Here is a 22,110-nt window from a genome sequence, read left to right on the forward strand (position 1 = left end):
GATTTTCACGCCTTCCAATGATTAATTGAGCCCAAGGAGCTTGGACAGGTTCTATACTGGCCTTACCAAATAAAAAAACAGCTTTCTGTTTGCTTGGAGATTAATATTGATTTGCCGATTGTTCAATTAATCCTCTATTTCATTAAGCTTTACCAATTTTTCCCAGGAAAAAGCTACATGGGGAAGAAAAAAATTCTAACTTTAGAGGTGATGAAAACAAGAATAATTTATTTGATATCTCTATCAATATTGCTCCTTTTAATTCCTTCTTGCGGGGAGAAGAGCCTTTTTAATAAGGAAAATGAAAAAGCCACTATAGAAATTCTTTACCCGGAACAAGGGAAATCCTATATCAAAACCTCTTTAGATTTTCCATCTTACATGGTTGTTAAACTTACCGATCCTGACAAAAACGGAAAGTTTTTGAGGGTTTCCGGAAATGGAACTGCAGAGTTTGCCTTAAATGAAGACCCCAAATATTATGACGATGAACCTGATACTATTCGGTTCTCCAGTGGTCTTTCCGAGCTTATTTACCCCGATGCAGAAACCAATCTCATCTCCTTAATTATTGAAGTTGAAGATGATGCTGAAGAAAACAAGTTCAGTAGTGAGGAACTCGATTTTTATCTGACTCCTGATGAAGTCTCTATCACAAATTCAGCACTTTCAAAGGAGGTTTATATGGGAGAGGAATATCTAAAGTTAGACTTTGATGTTTCCACCCTTTCAGGTGAACTGGGTTCTGTGGTTTCTTTAAATTTTACAACCTCTTCAAATAATCCTGTACAGGGAACTAGTAATCATTTTGAAGTTTATAACGGCTATTGGTCGAGGGTTATTGATTTAAACGCTAATGGGTTTGAGTTGGGAACTGAAGGCCCTTTTCATAAAGTAGATCTGACCTCTCATTATAGTTCTTTAATATACGGGCCACAAATAGAAAGTGGCAATAGCCTCTACTTATTTGCGTATGTTTTCGATCCTTTTGAAGTAAATTCCACTACATCATACATTTATAAAAGATTGGATTTGGGTATTATTCCTTAAGGAGTAGGAAATTGAAATTTTCGAATTTTCTTCGTTATTTTTTAAAACTGTCCTGGCTTTTGGAGGAATGGTTGAAGGTACGTAGGAAGCTCATTATAAATACTACAATATTAGAAAACCAAATAATGTTTGCTAAGAGCGAGCGGGCTGGTCGACAAAAAGGCGGGGAGTGCGTTGAATTGTAGCATGGGAGCATCTTTTTGTCTTGATTTTTTGTATCTTTTGCATCAAGGCAAAAGATAAGGAATAAAATTTGGCTTTAAACATTTAGAACTTTAATTGAAACCTCAATATTTAGTGAAATTTCTCTTTTTTAAGGTTTTGTACTTAAGTTTAAAGCTTAAAAAACATTCATTAAGGTCAGCATATTCAGTTTTTGAGTTTAAATTCATTTTCCATGAGTAGCCTATGTAGGAAGTGGGGCACTTGACTTAGTACCCTATATTTAGCTGTTTAGGTATGATGCTGTATGAGTTATTCTACACCAAATTGGCCTTTTACATCTTTTAAGATTAATTGGGGATCGTAACCGTATCCATCTTTGAAAACCAATTCTATTTTTCTGATGTGGTTTTCAACATTTCCATCGATGATCATAAAATCAGCTTTTTTACCTTTTTCGATTGAACCTATTTCTGTATTCGAAAGCACCTTTGCACCATTGCTTGTCATAATTTTGAGGGCTTCTTCTGTAGTAAAGCCGGCTTCTTTTAGCAGTTCAAAATTTCGCTGGTCTCCAAAACCAGGCAGTATATGTCTGCCCGCATCTACACCTGCCGTCAAAGTGCCGCCCATTTTAAAAAACTGGTGTTCAAATGCCATTATTCTTTTTAACCTGTTTTCTCTTAAACTATCTTTTGAATCGAGACTGCCATATCGTTCCTTGCTTTCCTGATATTGAGTAACTAAAAAGGGTGACATTGCATTTAAAGTTCGCTCATCTGCAAAAGCCCTATGGGGAATACTAGATTCGAAGATCGCCAAAGTGGAAGTCAAAAACACGTCCTTATCAATCATTAGTTGATGAAGTTGCTTAACCTCCCTGCTGGAAATAATAATAATGTCGATATATTCCCTTGATCCATCACATTTGCCGAAAGTTTTATTTCCTCTGAAGTCGCTTGTACTGTTTAGTCCGTGTTCTATTCCGTCAATACCAGAATTTGTAGCTTCTTCAAAGGTGATTGAACATAAATGGCCTGTTACTTTTGCATTTTGTTTATGCGCTTCATCAATGATAATCTTTAAGTCATTTGGACGTGTATTTCGATATACTTTAAACCACCGGACGCCTTTATTGACCCAATATTGAATAGTATCTCTAATATGTTTTTCATCTCGAGGAATAATCATATTTGGATTACCACCGGGGCCTGTAAAATACGGGCCACTGGTTATTATATCAGGTCCTATAACTTGACCTCTTTCAATTTTTTCAGCTAATTCAATTTCCTTTTGTGGAGATGCCGAACCGCAAGTTTGAATAGTTGTTACACCAGAGGCTAAATAAAGCTTTGAGGCAACCTCTCCAACGAATGGAAAACGGGGAATATGAAGGTGGTTATGCACACCCACAATTCCGGGAATTATGATTTTTCCACTCAAATCAATTGTAGTGGCATTTTTCGGGATGTCAATTTCGGTATTTTCACCAACCGACTGAATATAACCATCAGAAATGATGAGCGTTTGGTCTTTTTTTATGGGATTTCCGTTGCCATCAATAATTGTTGCATTAGTTAATGCCAGGGTTTTAGAATTGTGCTTTACATATTTAAGCACATTTTCAGAAAGTTCTACTCGCTGTTTACTTGTATTATTGAATGAGTTCTGAGCTACTGATTCAGGGTTAGATGTATTTTTACAACTTGCTAATACTAATAGCAAAAGGATGAATGTTAAGTGTTTCATTAAATATTTTTTATGATTACTTTTCTTCTGATTTTCAAAATCCATAGGTCTGGACTTTGTTTTTTTTCATAAAAGTATCTGTTTGAAAAACTTTTTGCAAGTAGCTTATAGATTTTTAGCGGCTGTTAGATTTGTCAAATAATTGTATGCAGTTAGTCTATATGATGCTCTCTAATTGGTAGTTAAATATGTAGAACTTACTATATTGTTTGTTATCATCATTTATTAATTGACAAATTCTTAATATCAATTAAAAATATTCTCCGGATCATATTTATTTTTGATTTCCTGTAGTTTCTTATGGTGGCTACCTTGTGCTCTTTTCACATCTTCAGTTTCGGCATCTTCGAAATTAAGGTAGGAACTTCCTTCCGTAAAGGGCAACAGTTCCCTGATGGCATTTTTTGTCCATTCTATATTTTCCTGGTCAGGAAGATGCTTTTCCCAGTTCGATTCTATTGCTATAAGGTGTTGGGCATTACGGTGCGGGTAGGCAGTTTGGGAGTGAGGAACCTGATCAATGGCTCCTCCCAGTTGCCAGATATCCACCGTTGTAAGAGGTGATGGACGGTTTTTACCTAGTTCAATAAACATTGAAATGGCTGCATCGCTAAGTTCTTTAGCCACTATTGACTTCCAGTAGTAGTGCAATTCCTGTTTGGGGTAGTCTTCATCAAAAAAGGATTGGACATTAGTATAAGGCATAATTCCGCTGAAATCAGCAATGGGCTGCCCTAACTCACGGTAAGGCTTTAACACTTTTTCGCCCTCTTCCACTTTGCCTGTGTACATAGAAGCGATTAAGATGTAATCTTCGTTGTGCCACTTATCAGGAAAAGGTTCCCCGGCTGGTACTGTTCCATAAATTAGAAATGTACTAACCTCATTTGGCATGGAACGGGACTTTTCACGATAAGACTTTATTATTTGTTCGGCTTCAGTAGCCGGATAAAATACGGGGCTGAAGAACACCTCCGGACCCACGGGGTGTGCCTGGAATTCGAATGTTGAGACCACGCCAAATCCACTACCACCTCCTTTTATGGCCCAAAATAAGTCAGCGTGTTGCTGCTCACTGGCTATAATTTTTTCGCCATTAGCCGTGATCACTTCCGCGCTAATTAAATTATCGCAAGCCAGACCGTATTTTCTGCGTAGCCATCCTATGCCTCCACCTAGCGTGAGACCGGCCACCCCGGTGGTAGAAACCACGCCTCCCGGCACGGCTAAGCCTTGTTTTTGGGCAGCGGTATCCAGTTCTGCCCAGGTGGCACCTGCTTCCACTTTTATTTTTTTGCTTTCAGCATCCACCGATATTTCCTTCATCTTACTAAAATCTATCATCAGGCCACCATCACACACGGCACTTCCCGCTACGTTGTGCCCGCCTCCTTTTACCGAGAGGATAAAATTGTGTTTTCGTATAAAAGCCAAAGCAGTCTGGATGTCGGCCGAATTTTGACACTGAACAATGAGAGCCGGCTTACGGTCTATCATCCCATTCCAAACGCTTCTGGACTCGTCATAGCCCTCTTTACCAGCTAATAGTAGAGTGCCCTGAAGGTGGTTTCGAAAATCTGAAATCTCCTTTTCCGATAGTTTTTTTAAAGTATTGTCTTTACTTACAGTTTTTATAAAGTCCATATGTATCCTTTTTTGTTTTATACTAGAGGGATACATAAGGCTAGAGAAAAGTTCATTTTTTATGTCGCTTGATGAGGATTTATTTTTCGAGAGGCATAATGAATGTGGGCTTTATGTACTTTTCCATGATGATGGAACAGCACCATACTACCATAAGGCGGGCAATGATATGGCTTATCTGGCGGATTGATGATAGGACCTTCTACAATCACCAGGTTGTTTGAGTTAGTAATTTGATTGGGCCGAAAACGCACTCCGCTTTCCAGGTCTTCGTCCCACTCCTGTGCCCAGCGCTGTAAACCCCGGCTTATTTTTCCGCTTGTAAAGCGTATATAAAGATCTTTTTTAAAAAGATTTAAAAACCGATGCTGTTCTCCCGAATAAAAAGCAGGCCAGGCTTCACGGAACTGCTCTTCCTGTTCACTTCGGGCACCATCGCAGATGTCAAGATTTTCTAAATCACCCATTTTTTCAACCAGCTGACGTAGTTCCTTTTTGGCTATGGCTACTCTGCTGCGTACAGTGCCTACCGGGATGGAAAGCAGTGTCGCGATTTCCTGATAGCTGCTATACTCGCTAAAAAAGCGTAGCAGGATTACAGCCTGTTTCTTTTCGTCTAAATGAGAAATCCAATGCATTACACCCTGGTGAAGTTCCTTTTTTTCCTGCAATTTTTCAAAATCTGAGGGTTGGATCCATTTATCAGAAAGTCTAGCTTGAAGAGTATTTCCATCTTTTACAAATTTACTCTGGCTTCGCTTCACTAGCAGGCATTCATTGTTGAGCACACTATGCAGCCATGTATTGAATTTACCTGCATCCCTCAACTGCCCTATCCTGGAAAAAGCCTTAATAAACGTATCTTGTAACACATCTTTGGCTTCAGGGCTGGAACCAAAAAACTGAAGAGCCTTTGCGTAGAGAGCCGGTTTAGTTTGATTAAAAAGAATTGTAAAACATTGAATATCTCCTTGTTGTGAAAGCCTCACTAACTCTTTTTTACGATTTGATGTAGAATTACCTTTTTCTGTTTCAACTCTCATGCTTACGTCCCATTTAAGTTTATCCTCAACTAGTTAGAAAGTATCTTTAGTTATTACAACCGTACCAGATCGAGTATTTAATTCTATTGGAAACAACGGACAAGTATATGAAACGGTTTGGCAATTCAAAGCGATTACCCATCAAACCACTACTAAGCATATTCTAAAATGTCGCCCGCTTGGCATTTCAATACACTACAAATTGTTTCTAAAGTACTAAACCTTATTGCCTTCGCTTTTACCTGTTTTTAGTATTGAGAGGTTCAATAAAGTCAAACCAACTTTGTCTGAAAGTTCATTTCTTTCGGGTTCATGTCTTTTTATTTAATTATTGAGCACTTTATTAGTGCTAGTGGCAAGTATTTTTCATTTCACAGATGACCACATGCTTTCAGTTACCGAAAATGTCTGTCCGTCTCCTTCGATGATATATGCCACACAAGTGTCAAGGGAGGTTTAGTCTGTCTTCTGATGGTGTATCCATGTTTATAAAGAATGGATGATCAAAAAGCGATATGTTTTCTTTACGTTTTATCATTTTTTCACCATTCGTTTTGCCGCTTTGCAAGGCGGTTTTTAGAGGCAATCAAGTGTTAATCAAAGATGCATAACTTGTCCCTTAACGGAAAAGTGATTTAACCGTTGAGCCACCACTTTTGAGCAGGTGCTGTCAAAGATTCAGGCTTTCTTATTAGTATAATACTCAACATTCTATTTCTTATCTTAAGTCAATGGATCTAGCTTAATAGTAGAAGTACCTTTACCAATGGTATAAAAATAATATTGTTGGTTATATGAAGAATATTCTCAAAAGCACATCCAGGCTGGGGTTTATAGCTTATGGCTTTCTACTCATTACCTGCCATTTTTTCTTCATGTTCTAATAAATATTTTTTTCGCCAGAGTCCGCCACCATAACCTGTTAATTGTCCGTCAGAGCCAATAACTCTATGGCACGGAATTAGAATAGAAATTCTGTTCATTCCATTTGCATTGGCCACTGCCCTTACGCTTTTATGGCTTCCAAGTGCTATTGCTTGCTCTTTATATGATTTTGTTTGTCCGTAAGGGATGAGTTGCAATGCAGTCCAAACTTTATTTTGAAAATCAGTATCGGGTGTATGTAGTGGAACAGAAAATTCTTTTCTATTACCTTTAAAATATTCTTCTAACTGTACTTCTAATGGGGCAAAATGTTTATTATTTCCTTGAATAATCGTTGCATTTAAGAGTTTGGATATCGACTTTAATTCTGTTTCCAACATTTTTCTATCGGTAAACTCTAATAGGCAAATTCCTTGATTAGTAGCACAAACAAGCATTGTTCCTAAGGGTGTTTCTATTCTTTTTAAGTCAATTATACTTTGCTGTCTGCCTTGTTTTGGTGAAACGCCAAAAATATTTTTAAAACTGTCGCCAAAACCACTCAAAGATTCAAAGCCTGTGTCAAAAGCAGTATGTGTTACGCTTTCGCCATTTTGTATTTTTTTAAATGCCGAGTTTATTCTAAACATTCTCTGATAGGCTTGAAAAGTAATTCCGTGATTTTTTAAAAACCATCTTCTTATTTGGCTTGGTTCTATTCCTTTTTGTTTAAGGTCATAGTCTTTGAATTTTAAAGTCGGATTTTCTGAAAGTTCATTTATAATTTGTTGAAATTCTATTGGCGTATGATTTAACGTTTTTAAAGGATTACAAACTTTACATGCTCTATAACCTTTGAGTATGCACTCTTTTGAGGTTTTCAAAAATTCAACATTTTCTAATTTAGGTTTTCGGGCTGTGCAGGAAGGGCGACAAAAAATTCCTGTTGTTTTAACTGCCGTAAAAAATACTCCTTCAAACGAAGTGTCTTTTTCAACAATGGCTTTATACATTATTTCTTTTGTCAATTCCATTGTTAAAACAAGGCATTAAATGATTGTTCAGTCAAAATTTTTGTTGTCATATTTTCCAATGAAGTATAGGCATAATCATTTAAAAAATTCCCCATACTTATTCTCTTTACTCCAAGTTTTTCAAGTGTTTCAAAATTTGGCAATTGTGGTATACACATTACATTTAGTGGTAATTTAGTTTGTAAAACAATTTCTGCAATATCACTTTCTTGTATAATGCAGGGCAAAAATATTCCGTCAGTACCTGCTTGTTCATAATTCTTTATTCTTTCCGTTGCCACTTGTAGTGTATTGGGAATATTCAAAAGAAAAACATCGCATCTTACATTGATGAAAATTGAAATTTCTTGTTGAGTTAAGATACTTTTTACTTCTTGTAATAGTTGAGAAAATTGAAGAATGTCTTTAAGTTTTCGTTCCTCATTTTCTATAAAGCTATCTTCAATATTTATTCCTACAACACCTAACCTTTCTAATGCAATGATATTGTTAGCAATTTCTGTTGAAGTTTTTCCATAACCAAACTCAATGTCCACAGAGAGAGGAAGCGTAACACTTTTTTTAATCCTTTTTACTACAAATAATAAATCGGAAAATGGCATTTGTTCTCCATCTTCGTAACCTAACGAATAGGCAATCGCAGCACTTGAAGTTCCAATTGCTTGAAAGTTTAACTTTTCAAATATTTTTGCACTCTGCACATTCCAAACATTTCCAATAATCAAGGGCTGTGTCTGATTATGTAATTCTTTAAATTTTAAATAAGTTGTCATTTCTTAATTTGTTTGTACAAAGGTACTCCTCGGCACTGTCGTCATACAACCGAAAAATTAACAAGTATTTTTTTAGAGTGTGGCTTTAAAATGGCGGGTAACATAAATTGTATGATTGGTGGCAGAATGCATGGCGCTTGCCTGTCAATCCATAACTTAGTTTTGGAGGACTAAAAACATTTAGCACTTCGTCTGCCATTACTTATACAAAATATGTATGCCGATTATCGACATCCCTTATCTGGCAAGCTGTGGGCTTATGGCTCACGGCCGTCTACTCATTGGCTGTAGTTTTTATTTTTTTCAAAATGTTGCAATACCCGCATTGCTCTCAATGTATTCCATCTACTCGGTTTGCCAGCTTGTTCCATTATAAAGTGTACTTCTCCGGGATGAGCGGCTTGCATATTCCAAGATCCATCTTTATTCCGTTTTTTAAGAATTATCATAACAGCTTCCTCCATTCTATTATCCCATTTTGTTTCAGCTTTTTGGAAATAATCTAATGCTCTAAGAATATCATACCTCCATCTGCTCGGATACGATAATTTCAAAAAGTCCTTGTGAATGATTCTACCCGTTCGGTCAGAAAGGAATAGTCTATGAATCAGTATAAATTCTTCAGCACTTTTAATGGCGTTTGAAATGTCATCTTTTCTGTAAATGAAACCTGCTTTTTGAAACTCAAGCAGTCCTTCAAGAACCGAGATAGTTGAATGCAAAGAACTATGACTTGCCCCGCTTCTTGTTGTTCTACAATTGAATCCACCATCAGGCATTATTTCATTGAGAAGACTATCTACAACGGATTTCAATTCCTTTTCAGGAGCATTGAAATAAGATGCATAGTTTAAAAACATACCATTAACACAAACATCACTACGATGAAATGTTGATGGTCCAAGTTGGATCCCACCATCCTTGGCTTTCGAAGTATTCAGAACCAGTTCGATAGATTCCTTTACAAGTTTGTGGTTTGGGCTCAAATTCAAGTTGCGAAGGTCGAGAAGCGTATAATGGGTTGAAATCCACTTGGGTTGATAAAACCTGTCTCCCCAATGTCCATTTGGTTTTCTTTTGGATAAAAATTGCTTTCCCCAACCTTCAGATCCAATTCTGTCCTGCAAATCCTTTCTGTCGATTTCTAACAAATCGCGGTAAACCAGGTATTGGATGGATACATCACCTTCAAGAAGCCATTTTATAACTTCATTGATATCGTGTGATTGAATATGCTGAATTGAGTTATTCATTCTTGATCAATCTCAACAATTTCACAATATTTTTTTCATCAATCTCGTCTAAGGAATGAATTTCAATATGCTTCATTGTTTTGCCACTACCTTTGAACAGAGTATTCTCTTCTTTTGATAAACCTTTCATAGAAAAACCAAGATTGACATGTGATTTTAGGGAAACAAAATAATACTTACCATTATCATATGATGGCACTCCCCATTTCAACTCCTCTTTAACATGAGGAAAAGTCTTAAAAAGAATCTGTCTTAGTTTTTGACATATTTCCTTTTGTGGAGATTTTTGTTTTATTATGTAATCTTCAACATTCATTCCCATTTCTCTTTGCTCTATATTTAAATGAGGATAACGTCACTGTATAAATTCGTGGCTGATTAAAAGTATAAAAATTTCAGTTAACTACCGAGGCAATCCGCAGGATTGACTTATTAAATTATTTCTGCACAGTAAGTCAATCCTGCGGTTTGATAGGCTTTCTACGAAGAGTTGCAGTTTCGTTAAGCACTGAACAGCTATGATTTATACAAAATGTTGACATCAGTACTTTCTAGTTGCCTGCATCCAATAAAAGAGAATTCCTAAGAAAATTACTCCAAGACTGGCCCAACGAGTTCCTGAGTCCGGATTCAATAGTGTGTTCACAAGTAGTCCGACAGCCAAAATTGTTAGTACTGCAAGGACCCGTTTGAAAGATCGTGTTTGGAATTCAGTTTTCCCCTGTTCGATTGTTCGTTCATTCGCTAAGTCCACAGTCTTGATGAATTTTGGGAATTGAGTTAAAAACTTGTCAAAATCATCTGTTTGAGGAAAATAGGTGTATCGATAAAATTTTAATTGTTGGTTATTTGTAATTGTTAAACGGAACGAGTCTAGTCCACGATCTTCTTGGTTCACGTAGTCTATAATTCTGTCCCAACCTAGTTCAATATTGGATTCTTTACTTAGAAAAAATCGCTTAATCCAAATAAATCGAAAAGCTTCCTCTGTTAGATCAATTCTAATCCTACCACGTGAAAGGATTGTTACCGGTATTACAGGAGAGAAGAATAGAACTGCAATTATCCCGAATTTCACAAGATCTGGCCAATCTCTTGGAATTAAAGTCATCAGATAGAATGACAAACCAAAGAAGATAATGGCAACAGGAATTGCTCTCAAATTTGAGTTTATATTTATCTCGTAGCTCTTCATAATTGATGCCAACGTTAAGGCTAAAAGTTGGCGGGCATTAAAACTGAACTACTGTCAACCTGTGCCTAAGTTTGTTAAATATAGGAATTTTTAATTTAGCACATTTTGCCCGCTTGATTTTAGCTAATGCTGAGTTTAGTTTACTTTATTCTACTCGCTCAAATTCTTGTATTAAGTTAAGAATATATTGGTTTGGTTTTTCCTTACCTGTATAATATCTATTGTTAAATAGCCTTATTTTTAATTTAGTATCATTTAATTCCAAAATGGTAGCATATTCGAACTGTATCCCTCCACTTTCTGAGCCGTCAAAGTGATATTCAAGGAGCAAGGTTTTGCCGTCCTGACTTAATTGCCAATCATGATATATCATTGGCTCCAAAGCGTCAATTTTTAAGGATATTGTTTTTTCTTTGAATGTCATATGTAAGTCCCCTAGAAATAGTCCTACTCTTCCATATTCAATTTCTTGTTCAGGAATATATTTGCCGTAGGTTCTATTTTCTGAGTTGTAACTTATCCATTCCCCTATTATCTTTTTAAGCTTATGTTCATTATTTACTCCCTCCATTATTGAATGAAACCCTGCTTTTTTATCATTAACATTTGAATCTGATATAGTATATGAGTTTGGATTAATATCTATTATTTGATTTATGCTTTCAAAGTTACCATTGCCATACATGTCAGTATAATTATATATAAAATAATAATCCTTGTATTCGGCTACACCCCATCTCTCAAGTTGAAGATTATCAGCACTGTCATTTAGATTTCTGTCGAAAATCCTGTAACGATAAATCATTATGTTATTAGGAAAATATTCGAATCGAGTTGCCCATTTACGATTTAATGTGTCGTCAGTAGACCAAATATTAGAAAGTAATATTTTTTCAATTTCAGTTTTACTGTAATCAATAAAGGTTTCCTTAGGTCTTTTAAATGTAAGCCAATAATTGTCAGCTCTATTATAGTCAATTAGTGTTATGCTGTCCTGATTTAATGAATGAATAGTATAATCTAAACCATTAATTGTCAAAATGGTATCTGTTTTTTGAAGCCAACTATATATGGTGTCCTTCTTTGGGTAATGTTTAAATAATAAAGCCCCATCTTCTTTAAAATCATAAATAATTGGATACTGATGAACAAAAAATCGTGAAGTATCATTTAGGTGCAAATCATTCACCTCACTTTCAAAAATCCAAACGCCACTTATATTTTCATTTATTTGCTGAGTTTTACAAGAAATAAAAAAAGTCAGTCCTACAATTATGAAAAGCCTATTCATGTTTTATTATCCTTAAATGCTCAAAAAAATAATCAATTTTCATGATTGTCCCTATTTTCTTGGAAGTTCTTAGTTTTAAGAAGGTGATAGCTCCGATGGGTATGAATTGAACCCAGCGCTAAGCATATGGCTTGGTGACGGTTTTCAAAGTGCTTTCTTGTCTGCCCGCACCAAAGTTGATTGAATGTACAAAATTTTCGTTTACCACTTCACCCGCAATAAGCTATATGTAGTGTTAGGCTCTGGCTATCTCCATTTTATCTCTCCTGGATTATATTTCACTTTTAAATTCGCTAGTATTTCTTCTTCAGTAAAAAAGACTGGTTTAAGTTTTCCTTGTGCATAAAGCTCTGCCTGATCATCATAATGCTCTGATTCCGGGTGATCACTGGCACCATAAGGAGTGATGGATTTCGCCTTGACTTCCTCTCCAAATTCAACAATTGAAACATAAGAATCTCCTCCTTGTGCGCGAATGCTTAATCCCTTTAGACCAACATCGGGTAAATGACCCTCAAAATGACCTGCAGAAGCAAACATGATACCAGTCAATGAAATACCACCATCTATGGGATGGCTCGTTTTTTCTTTATCAAAATCGTATTGAAGTGGCTGCAAGCTACGCTGATGTCTGTAAATATCACCCCAAGCAACTTTCCAACTACCTTTTTCTGCTTTTAACTTCTCAATGGTTTGTTCCAGTGCTACTATGTTGTGATTTTCAGTCTTTATTCTTTTTAAATGAAAACTTTTGAATTTCCAGATATAATAAATTGAAGTTGCCGCAGAAGTACTGCTGCTGTATCGATCCCAAGAAACTAACATTTGAAGCGGTTCACGGATATTATCGATACGCTTCGGGTCTAATTTCTCGATTAAGTATGCTTCTCTTTTGATCGCTTCAATATCTTCTTGAGCACTTTCAACATATCTGTCAAAAATAGCTGCTTCTAAAGAGTTTATAGTTGCATTATCTAAGGTGTCTAATAGGGTTTTAGCCCGCCTGCCTCTATTGCTATTTCGCTGATAGTAGGTCATGTAATCAGGAAAATTGGCTGGGTCCGGGTTTTCCTTTGTAGTAGTTTCAAAAGGTCTGTTATTGCAGTTTTGAATATATTGACATGCCGGATTAAGTAATTGTGGTAATTCTTCTATTGTATGAAATCCTTGCCATTCCGTTTCTGTAAGACTTCCATCGACTGGCAGTTGCCAATTAAAAGAAGTATCGCGCTTTGGAATGAGACCATTATAAAGATACATGATATTGCCTTGATCATCGGCATAAGAAATGTTATGAGCGTAAAGCGCATTCAATTCTAAAGCCTTCTTGAAAGATTCGAGGTCATGAGATAAAGCCATTCGATAGAGTTGTTCCAACATACCACCTTTTTGTAAGGAGGCTAATTTTATGCTAATGGGTTTTCCACTTTCCGACTCTGCTAGAATAGGACCATGAATGGTTTTTCGGAAATTTACATTTTGATAAAAGATGCCCGAATCAGTTTTTATCTTAATCGTATCTTGATATGCTTCTACTTCTATGTATTGCGCTCCATATTTATACATTGAAGAGTCTTTTGAGTCAAACTGAATTTCATAGGCATCGGCTACATCTGGGTTATTAGTAGTCCAGGTCCAACCTAAGTGCTGATTATGACCAACTACAGGAAAAATCGTTCCCCCCTTACGCACTGCCCCATAAAAATTCAAGCCTTCGGCACTCGTTAGTTGAAATTCATATGGGTCCTCATAATCCATGTGCGGATTGCTTACCAAAATGGCATTTTTAGATTTTGATTTACCTTTACCTACTACAAAAGCGTTGGACCCAATTCCTTTAACATCATCCTCCAAATATTTCACAATCATGTCATCATTTATTCGCACTTGCCCTAAAGTTCCAAAAGCATTGCCTTTATGGTCAGCTATGAAATACCAAGGCTTAAAATGAGTGATTAATTGTGGCTTTACGTCTGGGTTTTGGTTAAGATAGTAGTTTAAGCCCGCAGCAAACCCATCGAAAAGTTTTTTGATTTGTGGCTCAAGCGCATGATACTCTTCTTTGGAAATCCGTTCAATTTCAAAAGCTTTTACACGCATATCATTGGCTTTGCCACTTTCACCTTCCACTTCTGCTAACCTTCCAATAGATCGAATGATTTGTTTCTCAATTCTATCAAAATGATCTTCTGCTTGTGCGTAGGCAAGACCAAAAAGCAAACTTTCATCTGTTTCGCCTTTAATGTGTGGAATGCCATAGATATCTCTAAAGATGGTGACTTTATTTGCTAGTTCTTCGACTGTGGACGGTTTAGAGTCTGTATTTTTACAAGCATAGCTTACAAACAATATGAAATTAAATAATACAAACTTAATTTTTACATTCATAGGTAGATGTGTTTTTACTGCTAACGATTAGTATAAGCGTTGTGCGGCTTTTAGAGCGATTCATTTTTCGCCTAGCGCAAAGTTTCTTAAGAGCAAAAATGCTTAATTTCACTGTTTAACCCGCATTACGCTTATACAATGTTGTGGGTAGTATATCGTTCGGGTCTACTTCAGTAATTTTCCCTTCTCTCAATACAATCATCGGACTATTCTTTTCTTTTTTGAACAGAACTAGTTTTCTGTAAGTCTCTTCAAGTCCTTTTACAATTTTATCGCGTTCTTCTTTTAATTGCTCCTTAGTTCCCATAATATTTTTCTTTTAACTCTTCCCACTGTAAAACATTGTTGACGGTAATATCATTCAATGAACCTTCTGCAATAATTTCATAGCTGTCACCAGAATTATTTACAAATAACCAGTTGTCCACTCGGTGCAAAAACAGATTGAAAAAATTCTTCAATCCACTTTTATATCTTCTTCTTATCACTTCCTCTGGAATATGATGACCTCCTTCTTTTACTCTAGTAGCTACTCTTGAAATAGCCAATTCTTCTGAGTCCAGCAGAAAGAATAGACAGGTTACTTGATAACCTAGTTGCTTGGCTTTCTCAATAAATGTAACATAGCTTCTTGTTGAAAGTGTAGTTTCGAATGCGAAACTCTCACCAGCCTCCAGCAGGTTTTTAATTCTTTTCAACATCATTCTACCTGCTTCTATCCTCACTTTTTCTGGCTGAAAAGGTGAAATACCTTTAGCAATTTCGTCTGCATTCACAAACTCCTTGCAATCAAGTATTTCTGGCAGGATTGTGTAAGAAGCAGTTGTTTTACCTGCTCCATTGCATCCAGCTATGACGTATAGTTTTTTCATCCGAAACAAATATACAAATTAATGCCAATCTGGATGCTTGTAAGTATGACCTAAACTCTTGTAGGTAATTTTTTTATTTATTCATCCAATATTCTTGAAGTCTCCTTTTGACGTTATCAAACTCCTTCTGTTTCATCCAATTTCGCTCGATTAAATGAATACCAAGCTTGCTTTCAATCTCAATCACGTTATCGTAGGAGTCAATTTCTCCAATGTCCAAAATATCATTAAAGTTTATTTTTGTTCTTTCTTTCCACCGTCCTGGTATTTCAAGAAAGTCATTTCCCAATTTTAGATTTCCAACATTGAGTTTTCTAAAGAATATTGTCAAAAAGCCAATTCCCAATGCTAAACCCATTAAACAAAATATTCCTACAATTATCGAAAACCATATTTCATCTCCTTTAATCATTGCAAGTCCAAATATGACAGATATTACAAGCCCACCGAGTCCAGTGTACAAGTATTTAATTGGTGGTCGATATTTGTATTCTTCGGTCATTCTTTCAAATTGCTGCTAACGCCTGTATAAAACCCGTTTGCTATACTAGGCTATGAAATACTGAAAGTAGTAATTTATGCTTTCTCCACAAACTGATACACTTCATTAATTGCAATACATTAGAATAGTTAAGCTCCACAGTTTGCCAAGGCACTATCCTTGATTGCCAGCTATGAAAAGCAATCATAAATTACAGGCTATTTAGCACTCAATTCGCTACAAGGTGGTGAGCAAATGGGTTTTATGCAATGTGTGTGCCCAGTATGGGCATCTGGTATCGAAGATACCAGATTATTCCAGAGGGTGCAAGTCCCTTGCAGGCAAGTTGGTGAAGCCTGTTAGTAAGCCGCACGCGTGTCGCTGAAGCTTTAGCGTAAGCACAAGCTGGTTTTCCGTGAGGAATGCAATGAAGAAAGCGGGACTACAAAATCCGGTACTGACAAACAGGAACGGCATACGGAGGCCAGATAGAGAGGGTAAGCAAGCACATCTTTGCAAAGCCCGTAACCAACAATCTCTATTAGGTAGATGTCGCAGGGATCGGAGGAAGGAATATGTCCTTATCCCGCTTGGGCGGGACAGGCTCTGGGGAGGTCTTGGAATAGATTCGGTTTCTATGAGCCAAGAAGTCAGCAGACCGCGTGTCGCCTTAGCTTTAGCGGTGGCGCAAGTCATAGTAGTCATGGGTAACGAGCCGTAAGAGCTACGGAGGTCTCACAAAATGATGAAGGACGGAACGTCAGGTGATTCGAAAATCCGATAGGGAGGCTTTGCTAGCCCTATCCCAAAAGTAGAATCGAGGTATAGTTGGTGTAAAGAGCGACTATACTATGCTTGACGAACCGCTGTATACAGCCTGTCCCGCCACCAGCGGGAAGACCCGTACGTACAGTGGTGTGAGAGCCTCAACCTGAGTCAATTTGACTCAGGTCGGGCTACTCGATTAGCTGCTGGTTCCTTTTTACATTTCAGTATCAGCAGTATTTTGAAAAGGCTTTGGTATGTCCTTTTTATCATCTCCAATAATTTCTCGAATATCAATTTCTATAGCTCTTGAAATTGTAGTAATCGGGACATCATTTCTACTTCCTTCGAAAGGATTTTCAGATACGTCACCTACTCTTTCCATAAGCATAAACACCCATGATATAATAATGCTAATTGGAACAGTCATCCACACAAAATGCTCAGCAACAAGACGATTCAAAAAGCTTATGTTTTCGTCTTCAGCCATAACGAGTCCTATCTCATGAAATTCATGCATCATTCCAAAGGGTATTAGTATTATAAAAATCCAAATAAAAAACAAGTTTAGAGTGGCAAATTGCCTTGGATACGGAAAGTTTTTAATTCTTTCAACTTTGCCTTGCAAAGAAAATAGTTCGCCAATCATATTCTTAAACTCCATGTGGCGGAAGACATCAATCAATCCTTCTGATTTTAATTCCTTAAAATGGCGGGATTGAAGGTTGAGACAGGCTGCTTGCTTATTTGTCATGCTTAGTACAAACTCTTTCTCATCTTTATCTAAATATCCATCTAGTTCTTCTTCGAGAGAGATTTTGTGTTCTGCTACATTTACGGTTTTCATTTGCTCTTTATTCATTTCCCATGGTTTTTTGACTCTAAGAGCATGCCTCAGAGAAGTCATCCAAGCTACATGACGCATTATAATCACCTTTTTGATTTTAAGAAATTCATTATCAGTTCTCACTGTTCTGGCAAATTCATTAGTGATAAAGTCATTGCTCATTGTTGCTAATAGCCTTGATGCGTTTACAATGCCTCCATATATCTTTCGGGCTTCCCAAAGCCTTTCATATGAAGCATTATTTTTAAATCCGGTTATGAAAGCGAGAGATGTCCCTACAAGTCCAATTGGAAGCCATGGTAGATATAGCCACTTTAAGCCAACAACATCATACAGTAAAACAGGTACAATAGATAGTAGAAAAAAAAAGTAGATATACTTCCTCGTCCATAGGAGTACAATTTTTAGTGAGTAAACTGGCTTTATGTACATATTTTAATTTTTTTTTGCAGCTAACGACCAGATATGGCACGTGCCTCTGTTCTTTCAAATATCGGTAAAGTTTCTGTTTTCCATGTCAGTTTCAAGTAGCTCAGTAGAGGCATGTGCTATATCGTTTGTTATGCGCTTATATCGTAAAGTAGATTCCTTCAGTTAGTTCAAAATTAGGATCGGTTCTGTTATCGTCATAAAGTCTCCACCCTGCCAAATTCTTGATGTGGCCAGAGTAACCACAGAATTTTAAAAAAAGAACAGATACCAACATATGCATTCGCAATGAGTCAATACCAAGTTCCTTCTGTTTCTCTTTAACTTCATTTTCTTCAAAAGGTGTTTTCCCATGAAGGAACACGTTCCGTGTCTTAATTATTTTTTTCATCTTAGGAGGGAGTTTAATGCCAAATAATTCAAAGCTCTTCAATATTTTATCCATGTTGGAAGGGGAATTAATGTTCTGCAATTTCCTTGTCATCAATTCGTATTCGTTAGGAGGCAAATCATCCTTATAGTCTTCAAGTTTTTTTATCAATGAATTTCTCACTTTTCCAGAAAGCTTAGAGTTTTTTATTGTCTTGAAATGTTCAGGATACTTAGATGAAATCGAGGAAGCTAAAGTCTCTAATGCTACTAAATAAGATGTAATTCTAGACATTGGAGATTTAGATTTATTTCCCTCTAGAATTAAGAAAAGACTTCTCTCAAGCTCATCTACATGTTTCATCATTGCACATATTCTGGAAAAGGAAATGGCCGGAACAACTGAAGTTGAATTCTTAAATTCACTTCTACCCATTGCCTTCATATACTCTACAAAACCATGTGGATCAATTATTTTGTGTCCCGAAATGATCGAATAGCTTGCTGTTCGGAAATGAATAGAATCAATAGTGTTAAATAGCTGTTCAGATGAACGTACAATATATCTTTCGTCACCGTACCAATTCCCAGTAATAAGACTTAGTGCTTTGATTGCACTATCAGTATCCAGCGAGAAGGTCTCAAATGAAACTTTTTGAAGAGATTCTAGAATCAAATAAAATTTCTTATTGTCTCTGTTACTGAAACGATACATATGGTACGAGTTACCATCAATTAACACAGTCACTAGGCCATAACCATATATCGTCTTCTTATCTGTGTACGAAGTGCCACTTATCAATGTAGTTTCTACCTCTTTTTCTGTTGGCACTATTATCCTATGAAAGTAAGAACTGTTATCCACTTGAGTTGAATCCAATTCAGATAGTTCACCTAAAAGGCTCTTGTAATCCTTTTCTTTAGTTCCCAGACTGAGTGAAATCTTTGTTACAGATTTTGCTGATGCATTTAAGGATTTTTCATTTCCCAAAAGAGCAAGTTCTTGATTCAAACCAAATTGTTCGAAACTAAATTTACTCCATGGTACAATTTGTTGCTTCAGTTTTATTTCAAACTGAAATTTATGTTTAGTACTTGATTTGGAAAGAGAAATTTCACAATCATTCACTAATGAATCTTTGGGTGTAAAAATTCTGAAATTATCGGACAGAGTCAGATCATCAATGCGCTGAAACGAAGGCGCAAGACATTTGTAGGGGTGTTTCTTAACATCTTCTTGAAAAGAGTTCATCTAAATTTTATCAACGCTGTTGCGCATAACGCCAAGCTAAGAAACGTAGGGCTTTCGAAGCGATTACTTGTCCACCGAAACCAAAGTTTGCTAAATGAACGAACCTTGCCGAAAGCCTTATCTGCCCTATGTTATCTTAGCCATTGTGTGTGCCCAGTATGGGCATCCGGTATCGAAGATACCATATTATTCCAGAGGGTGCAAGTCCCTTACAGGCAAGTTGGTGAAGCCTGTTAGTAAGCCGCACGCGTGTCGCTGAAGCTTTAGCGTAAGCACAAGCTGGTTTTCCGTGAGGAATGCAGTGAAGAAAGTGGGACTACAAAATCCGGTACTGACAAACAGAAACGGCATACGGAGGCCAGATAGAGAGGGTAAGCAAGCACATCTTTGCAAAGCCCGTAACCAACAATCTCTATTAGGTAGATGTCGCAGGGATCGGAGGAAGGAATATGTCCTTATCCCGCTATGGCGGGACAGGCTCTGGGGAGGTCTTGAATAGATTCGGTTTCTATGAGCCAAGAAGTCAGCAGACCGCGTGTCGCCTTAGCTTTAGCGGTGGCGCAAGTCATAGTAGTCATGAGTAACGAGCCGTAAGAGCTACGGAGGTCTCACAAAATGATGAAGGACTGAACGTCAGGTGATTTGAAAATTCGATAGGGAGGCTTTGCTAGCCCTATCCTAAAAGTAGAATCGAGATATAGTTGGTGTGAAGAGCGACTATATTATGCTTGACGAACCGCTGTATACAGCCTGTCCCGCCACCAGCGGGAAGACCCGTACGTACAGTGGTGTGAGAGGCGCACCGTGGGCTTTATGGCTCACGGCCGTCTACTCGATTATGCTTATTTTTACCACCAATTTGCTTTTTCTAATTCTCGCGCTCTTTTGGTTTTAGCTTCGCTCGGGTCTCCGTATTGATCAAGATAAGTCTGCCAGCCTCTATTAAGATATTCCTTACTTGGGAAAAACTCGCCAGCTCCATTATCAAGATCACCGCTATTAGGAATTCTGTAATCACCCCAATTGCAGATATATTCTTTCCCCGAATTATAACTTATCCAAACTCCTTCAAATTGATTATTTGAAAATCCGTCCGCTGCTAGCATCATACCATCATATTCAACCCTTTCTTCCTCATTTATTAACCAGCTAGAAGTAAATTGTCCTTGGAATTTTCCAGAACCATTTTTTTTTGTGTCTTCAAAAAAGATATATTTACCAGTAATTTCTCCACGATTGAATTTTGGAAATTCATGTCTTTTAAATTCAATTATCTCGTCAATAATGATTTTACCCTGAAATACTGATATATTGTCTTTGAGCTTTGTCTTACCATAAACGAAATATACTAAGGGATTATCTTGGTCCTGAATTACAGAAATGAAATGGACAAAAACTCTTTGATAAGTGCTTCCAAAATATCCTATTGGCTCAACCCTATTGTATTTCTCCGTTCGGTTGTCCGAATAAAATTCCTTGCCTACAAATAAAGAGCTAAAATCAAGTGTTTTATATTCGCTTGTTTTGTTGACTGTATTGTCTGACGTCTGGGCAGTAGAAGATAAAGCCAAAAATAATAAAGGGACTATAACTAAAAATTTATTCATTGTATAAGTAATTAAGCATAACGCCTGGATAGAGGGAGTGGCCCTCCCGGTTCTATGAAAATCTAAAGTAGCTAAATCTGCCGAGTGATGCAACTGGCAAGTTCGCAGTGCGCCAGGAAAGTCAAAAACTCCTGCGTAAATCACCCAGCAGATAACCACATCCTTTCCCAGGGCAGATTTAGTGGCCGAATTGCAGTAAAAATGGCTCGAAGGTAGTTAAGGCCATTCGGCTCTATCCAATGTTATAGGCTGTCTTCTTGGTTCTTAGTAAACCTGATGTCTCCCAGTTCACCGTTCCAGAATGTGAATGAAATACCAGGTTGTTCGTACGAAATGTAAGTTTCCTCTTGTCTGGGAAATTCACCGTATTCTTTGTTCGTTGATTGGGAAAAATAATCCGGTTCACCAAAAGTTGATTTGACCCCTTCTATTGTTCGAACGAGTGGGAAAATGTTGTTCGATCCAGAATACTTTTTGAATTTTTTCGACTTATAAAAGAGGAACACACATAGAGCTTTCTTGTCCTTGACCGAAATTTGGACACCTTTACTGTAATAGTTATAGTATTTTAAGTTCTCAGTCTGTTCCCACTCCCTGTCAATAAATTCAGGCTCACCTAAGGTTCGAAGAATTGTTTCTTCTGTTGTCCCTCTCATGATGTTGTTCAGTCCAGTTTCAGAGTTGAAATCCAGCGGAGTTGATAATTTTTTGGTTGATGCACAGCCAAGGGCAGTTAACAAAACAGAAAGCAAAATTATCGAGTTCTTCATTATGCGATTTGCAGGGATAGCCTATAACATCCGAATAAAATAGCCATAGTGTGTTTTATTCGCAATGTATTTTTAGCAATCTAATGGATTTATTATTGTTTCAAAAGCATTTGTAGCAACGTGCGTGTAAACTTCAGTTGTTCTTGTTGAAGCATGTCCCAGAAATAGCTGGATATATCGTAAATCTGTTCCAGCTTCTAGCAAATGTGTGGCACTGCACCTTCGCGTAGCCGCTACGGCAGAGCAAGGAAGGAATGTCTGAGCATATGTGG

General features: G+C 37.1%; 19 protein-coding genes and 1 pseudogene. 1 reads left to right on the forward strand and 19 read right to left on the reverse strand.

Annotation, left to right across the window (positions count from 1 at the left end):
• Positions 1–210: 210 nt before the first annotated feature.
• Positions 211–1,050 (forward strand): hypothetical protein, encoded by an 840-nt coding sequence (locus tag JKA74_RS09855; RefSeq protein ID WP_201431009.1) that lies wholly within the window; start codon positions 211–213, stop codon positions 1,048–1,050.
• 474 nt (positions 1,051–1,524) lie between these two features.
• On the opposite strand, the gene JKA74_RS09860 is transcribed toward JKA74_RS09855, so the two are convergent.
• The 19 genes and pseudogenes from JKA74_RS09860 to JKA74_RS09950 form a co-directional block, all read right to left on the reverse strand.
• Complete coding sequence (locus JKA74_RS09860; RefSeq protein WP_201431010.1) at positions 1,525–2,961, reverse strand: amidohydrolase family protein; 1,437 nt, start codon at positions 2,959–2,961, stop codon at positions 1,525–1,527.
• A 246-nt stretch (positions 2,962–3,207) separates the two neighbouring features.
• Complete coding sequence (locus JKA74_RS09865; RefSeq protein ID WP_201431011.1) at positions 3,208–4,605, reverse strand: FAD-binding oxidoreductase; 1,398 nt, start codon at positions 4,603–4,605, stop codon at positions 3,208–3,210.
• Between the two features lie 59 nt (positions 4,606–4,664).
• Complete coding sequence (locus JKA74_RS09870) at positions 4,665–5,648, reverse strand: RNA polymerase sigma factor (protein WP_201431012.1); 984 nt, start codon at positions 5,646–5,648, stop codon at positions 4,665–4,667.
• 152 nt (positions 5,649–5,800) lie between these two features.
• A pseudogene (locus JKA74_RS09875) lies at positions 5,801–5,972 on the reverse strand (helix-turn-helix domain-containing protein).
• A 524-nt stretch (positions 5,973–6,496) separates the two neighbouring features.
• The gene (locus tag JKA74_RS09880) at positions 6,497–7,546 is read right to left on the reverse strand and encodes a bifunctional transcriptional activator/DNA repair enzyme AdaA (protein ID WP_201431013.1); all 1,050 of its coding nucleotides are present in this window, start codon (positions 7,544–7,546) and stop codon (positions 6,497–6,499) included.
• A 2-nt stretch (positions 7,547–7,548) separates the two neighbouring features.
• Entirely contained in the window at positions 7,549–8,319 is a 771-nt protein-coding gene (locus JKA74_RS09885; RefSeq protein WP_201431014.1) for an isocitrate lyase/PEP mutase family protein, read from the reverse strand.
• Positions 8,320–8,597: 278 nt separating this feature from the next.
• The gene (locus JKA74_RS09890; RefSeq protein ID WP_201431015.1) at positions 8,598–9,572 is read right to left on the reverse strand and encodes a hypothetical protein; all 975 of its coding nucleotides are present in this window, start codon (positions 9,570–9,572) and stop codon (positions 8,598–8,600) included.
• The gene (locus JKA74_RS09895; RefSeq protein WP_201431016.1) at positions 9,565–9,888 is read right to left on the reverse strand and encodes a DUF1801 domain-containing protein; all 324 of its coding nucleotides are present in this window, start codon (positions 9,886–9,888) and stop codon (positions 9,565–9,567) included. The genes JKA74_RS09890 and JKA74_RS09895 overlap by 8 nt, the downstream gene beginning before the upstream one ends.
• A 225-nt stretch (positions 9,889–10,113) precedes the next feature.
• Positions 10,114–10,767 (reverse strand): hypothetical protein, encoded by a 654-nt coding sequence (locus JKA74_RS09900; protein ID WP_201431017.1) that lies wholly within the window; start codon positions 10,765–10,767, stop codon positions 10,114–10,116.
• Between the two features lie 145 nt (positions 10,768–10,912).
• Positions 10,913–12,058, reverse strand: a complete 1,146-nt coding sequence (locus JKA74_RS09905) for a hypothetical protein (RefSeq protein WP_201431018.1) — start codon at positions 12,056–12,058, stop codon at positions 10,913–10,915.
• A gap of 246 nt (positions 12,059–12,304) precedes the next feature.
• Entirely contained in the window at positions 12,305–14,446 is a 2,142-nt protein-coding gene (locus JKA74_RS09910; RefSeq protein WP_201431019.1) for a penicillin acylase family protein, read from the reverse strand.
• 115 nt (positions 14,447–14,561) lie between these two features.
• Positions 14,562–14,753 (reverse strand): hypothetical protein, encoded by a 192-nt coding sequence (locus JKA74_RS09915; RefSeq protein WP_085519221.1) that lies wholly within the window; start codon positions 14,751–14,753, stop codon positions 14,562–14,564.
• Positions 14,743–15,318, reverse strand: a complete 576-nt coding sequence (locus JKA74_RS09920; protein ID WP_201431020.1) for a zeta toxin family protein — start codon at positions 15,316–15,318, stop codon at positions 14,743–14,745. Before JKA74_RS09920 ends, JKA74_RS09915 begins: the two co-directional genes overlap by 11 nt.
• A gap of 73 nt (positions 15,319–15,391) precedes the next feature.
• A complete protein-coding gene (locus tag JKA74_RS09925) occupies positions 15,392–15,820 on the reverse strand; it encodes a hypothetical protein (RefSeq protein ID WP_201431021.1) in 429 nt (142 codons plus the stop codon).
• 961 nt (positions 15,821–16,781) lie between these two features.
• A complete protein-coding gene (locus JKA74_RS09930; protein ID WP_201431022.1) occupies positions 16,782–17,843 on the reverse strand; it encodes a bestrophin family protein in 1,062 nt (353 codons plus the stop codon).
• A 136-nt stretch (positions 17,844–17,979) separates the two neighbouring features.
• Positions 17,980–19,221 carry a hypothetical protein gene (locus JKA74_RS09935; RefSeq protein ID WP_201431023.1) on the reverse strand — a complete coding sequence of 414 codons (1,242 nt, stop codon included), beginning with the start codon at positions 19,219–19,221 and terminating at the stop codon, positions 17,980–17,982.
• A 1,088-nt stretch (positions 19,222–20,309) separates the two neighbouring features.
• The gene (locus JKA74_RS09940) at positions 20,310–21,068 is read right to left on the reverse strand and encodes a hypothetical protein (RefSeq protein ID WP_201431024.1); all 759 of its coding nucleotides are present in this window, start codon (positions 21,066–21,068) and stop codon (positions 20,310–20,312) included.
• Positions 21,069–21,310: 242 nt separating this feature from the next.
• Positions 21,311–21,838: a hypothetical protein gene (locus JKA74_RS09945; RefSeq protein WP_201431025.1), complete on the reverse strand. Its 528-nt coding sequence runs from the start codon at positions 21,836–21,838 to the stop codon at positions 21,311–21,313.
• Positions 21,839–21,910: 72 nt separating this feature from the next.
• Complete coding sequence (locus tag JKA74_RS09950) at positions 21,911–22,042, reverse strand: tyrosine-type recombinase/integrase (RefSeq protein WP_201431026.1); 132 nt, start codon at positions 22,040–22,042, stop codon at positions 21,911–21,913.
• Positions 22,043–22,110: the final 68 nt, after the last annotated feature.

Source organism: Marivirga aurantiaca (assembly GCF_016679925.1).
In the GTDB taxonomy this organism is placed as follows: Bacteria; Bacteroidota; Bacteroidia; order Cytophagales; family Cyclobacteriaceae; genus Marivirga; species Marivirga aurantiaca.

What these genes read in the sequence shown, in the direction of transcription:
- JKA74_RS09855 (WP_201431009.1), top strand. Translation starts at nt 211, where the DNA reads ATGAAAACAAGAATAATTTATTTGATATCTCTATCAATATTGCTCCTT.
- JKA74_RS09940 (WP_201431024.1), bottom strand. Translation starts at nt 21,068, where the DNA reads ATGAATAAATTTTTAGTTATAGTCCCTTTATTATTTTTGGCTTTATCT.
- JKA74_RS09895 (WP_201431016.1), bottom strand. Translation starts at nt 9,888, where the DNA reads ATGAATGTTGAAGATTACATAATAAAACAAAAATCTCCACAAAAGGAA.
- JKA74_RS09920 (WP_201431020.1), bottom strand. Translation starts at nt 15,318, where the DNA reads ATGAAAAAACTATACGTCATAGCTGGATGCAATGGAGCAGGTAAAACA.
- JKA74_RS09945 (WP_201431025.1), bottom strand. Translation starts at nt 21,838, where the DNA reads ATGAAGAACTCGATAATTTTGCTTTCTGTTTTGTTAACTGCCCTTGGC.
- JKA74_RS09910 (WP_201431019.1), bottom strand. Translation starts at nt 14,446, where the DNA reads ATGAATGTAAAAATTAAGTTTGTATTATTTAATTTCATATTGTTTGTA.
- JKA74_RS09890 (WP_201431015.1), bottom strand. Translation starts at nt 9,572, where the DNA reads ATGAATAACTCAATTCAGCATATTCAATCACACGATATCAATGAAGTT.
- JKA74_RS09865 (WP_201431011.1), bottom strand. Translation starts at nt 4,605, where the DNA reads ATGGACTTTATAAAAACTGTAAGTAAAGACAATACTTTAAAAAAACTA.
- JKA74_RS09900 (WP_201431017.1), bottom strand. Translation starts at nt 10,767, where the DNA reads ATGAAGAGCTACGAGATAAATATAAACTCAAATTTGAGAGCAATTCCT.
- JKA74_RS09905 (WP_201431018.1), bottom strand. Translation starts at nt 12,058, where the DNA reads ATGAATAGGCTTTTCATAATTGTAGGACTGACTTTTTTTATTTCTTGT.
- JKA74_RS09915 (WP_085519221.1), bottom strand. Translation starts at nt 14,753, where the DNA reads ATGGGAACTAAGGAGCAATTAAAAGAAGAACGCGATAAAATTGTAAAA.
- JKA74_RS09860 (WP_201431010.1), bottom strand. Translation starts at nt 2,961, where the DNA reads ATGAAACACTTAACATTCATCCTTTTGCTATTAGTATTAGCAAGTTGT.
- JKA74_RS09870 (WP_201431012.1), bottom strand. Translation starts at nt 5,648, where the DNA reads ATGAGAGTTGAAACAGAAAAAGGTAATTCTACATCAAATCGTAAAAAA.
- JKA74_RS09925 (WP_201431021.1), bottom strand. Translation starts at nt 15,820, where the DNA reads ATGACCGAAGAATACAAATATCGACCACCAATTAAATACTTGTACACT.
- JKA74_RS09885 (WP_201431014.1), bottom strand. Translation starts at nt 8,319, where the DNA reads ATGACAACTTATTTAAAATTTAAAGAATTACATAATCAGACACAGCCC.
- JKA74_RS09880 (WP_201431013.1), bottom strand. Translation starts at nt 7,546, where the DNA reads ATGGAATTGACAAAAGAAATAATGTATAAAGCCATTGTTGAAAAAGAC.
- JKA74_RS09930 (WP_201431022.1), bottom strand. Translation starts at nt 17,843, where the DNA reads ATGTACATAAAGCCAGTTTACTCACTAAAAATTGTACTCCTATGGACG.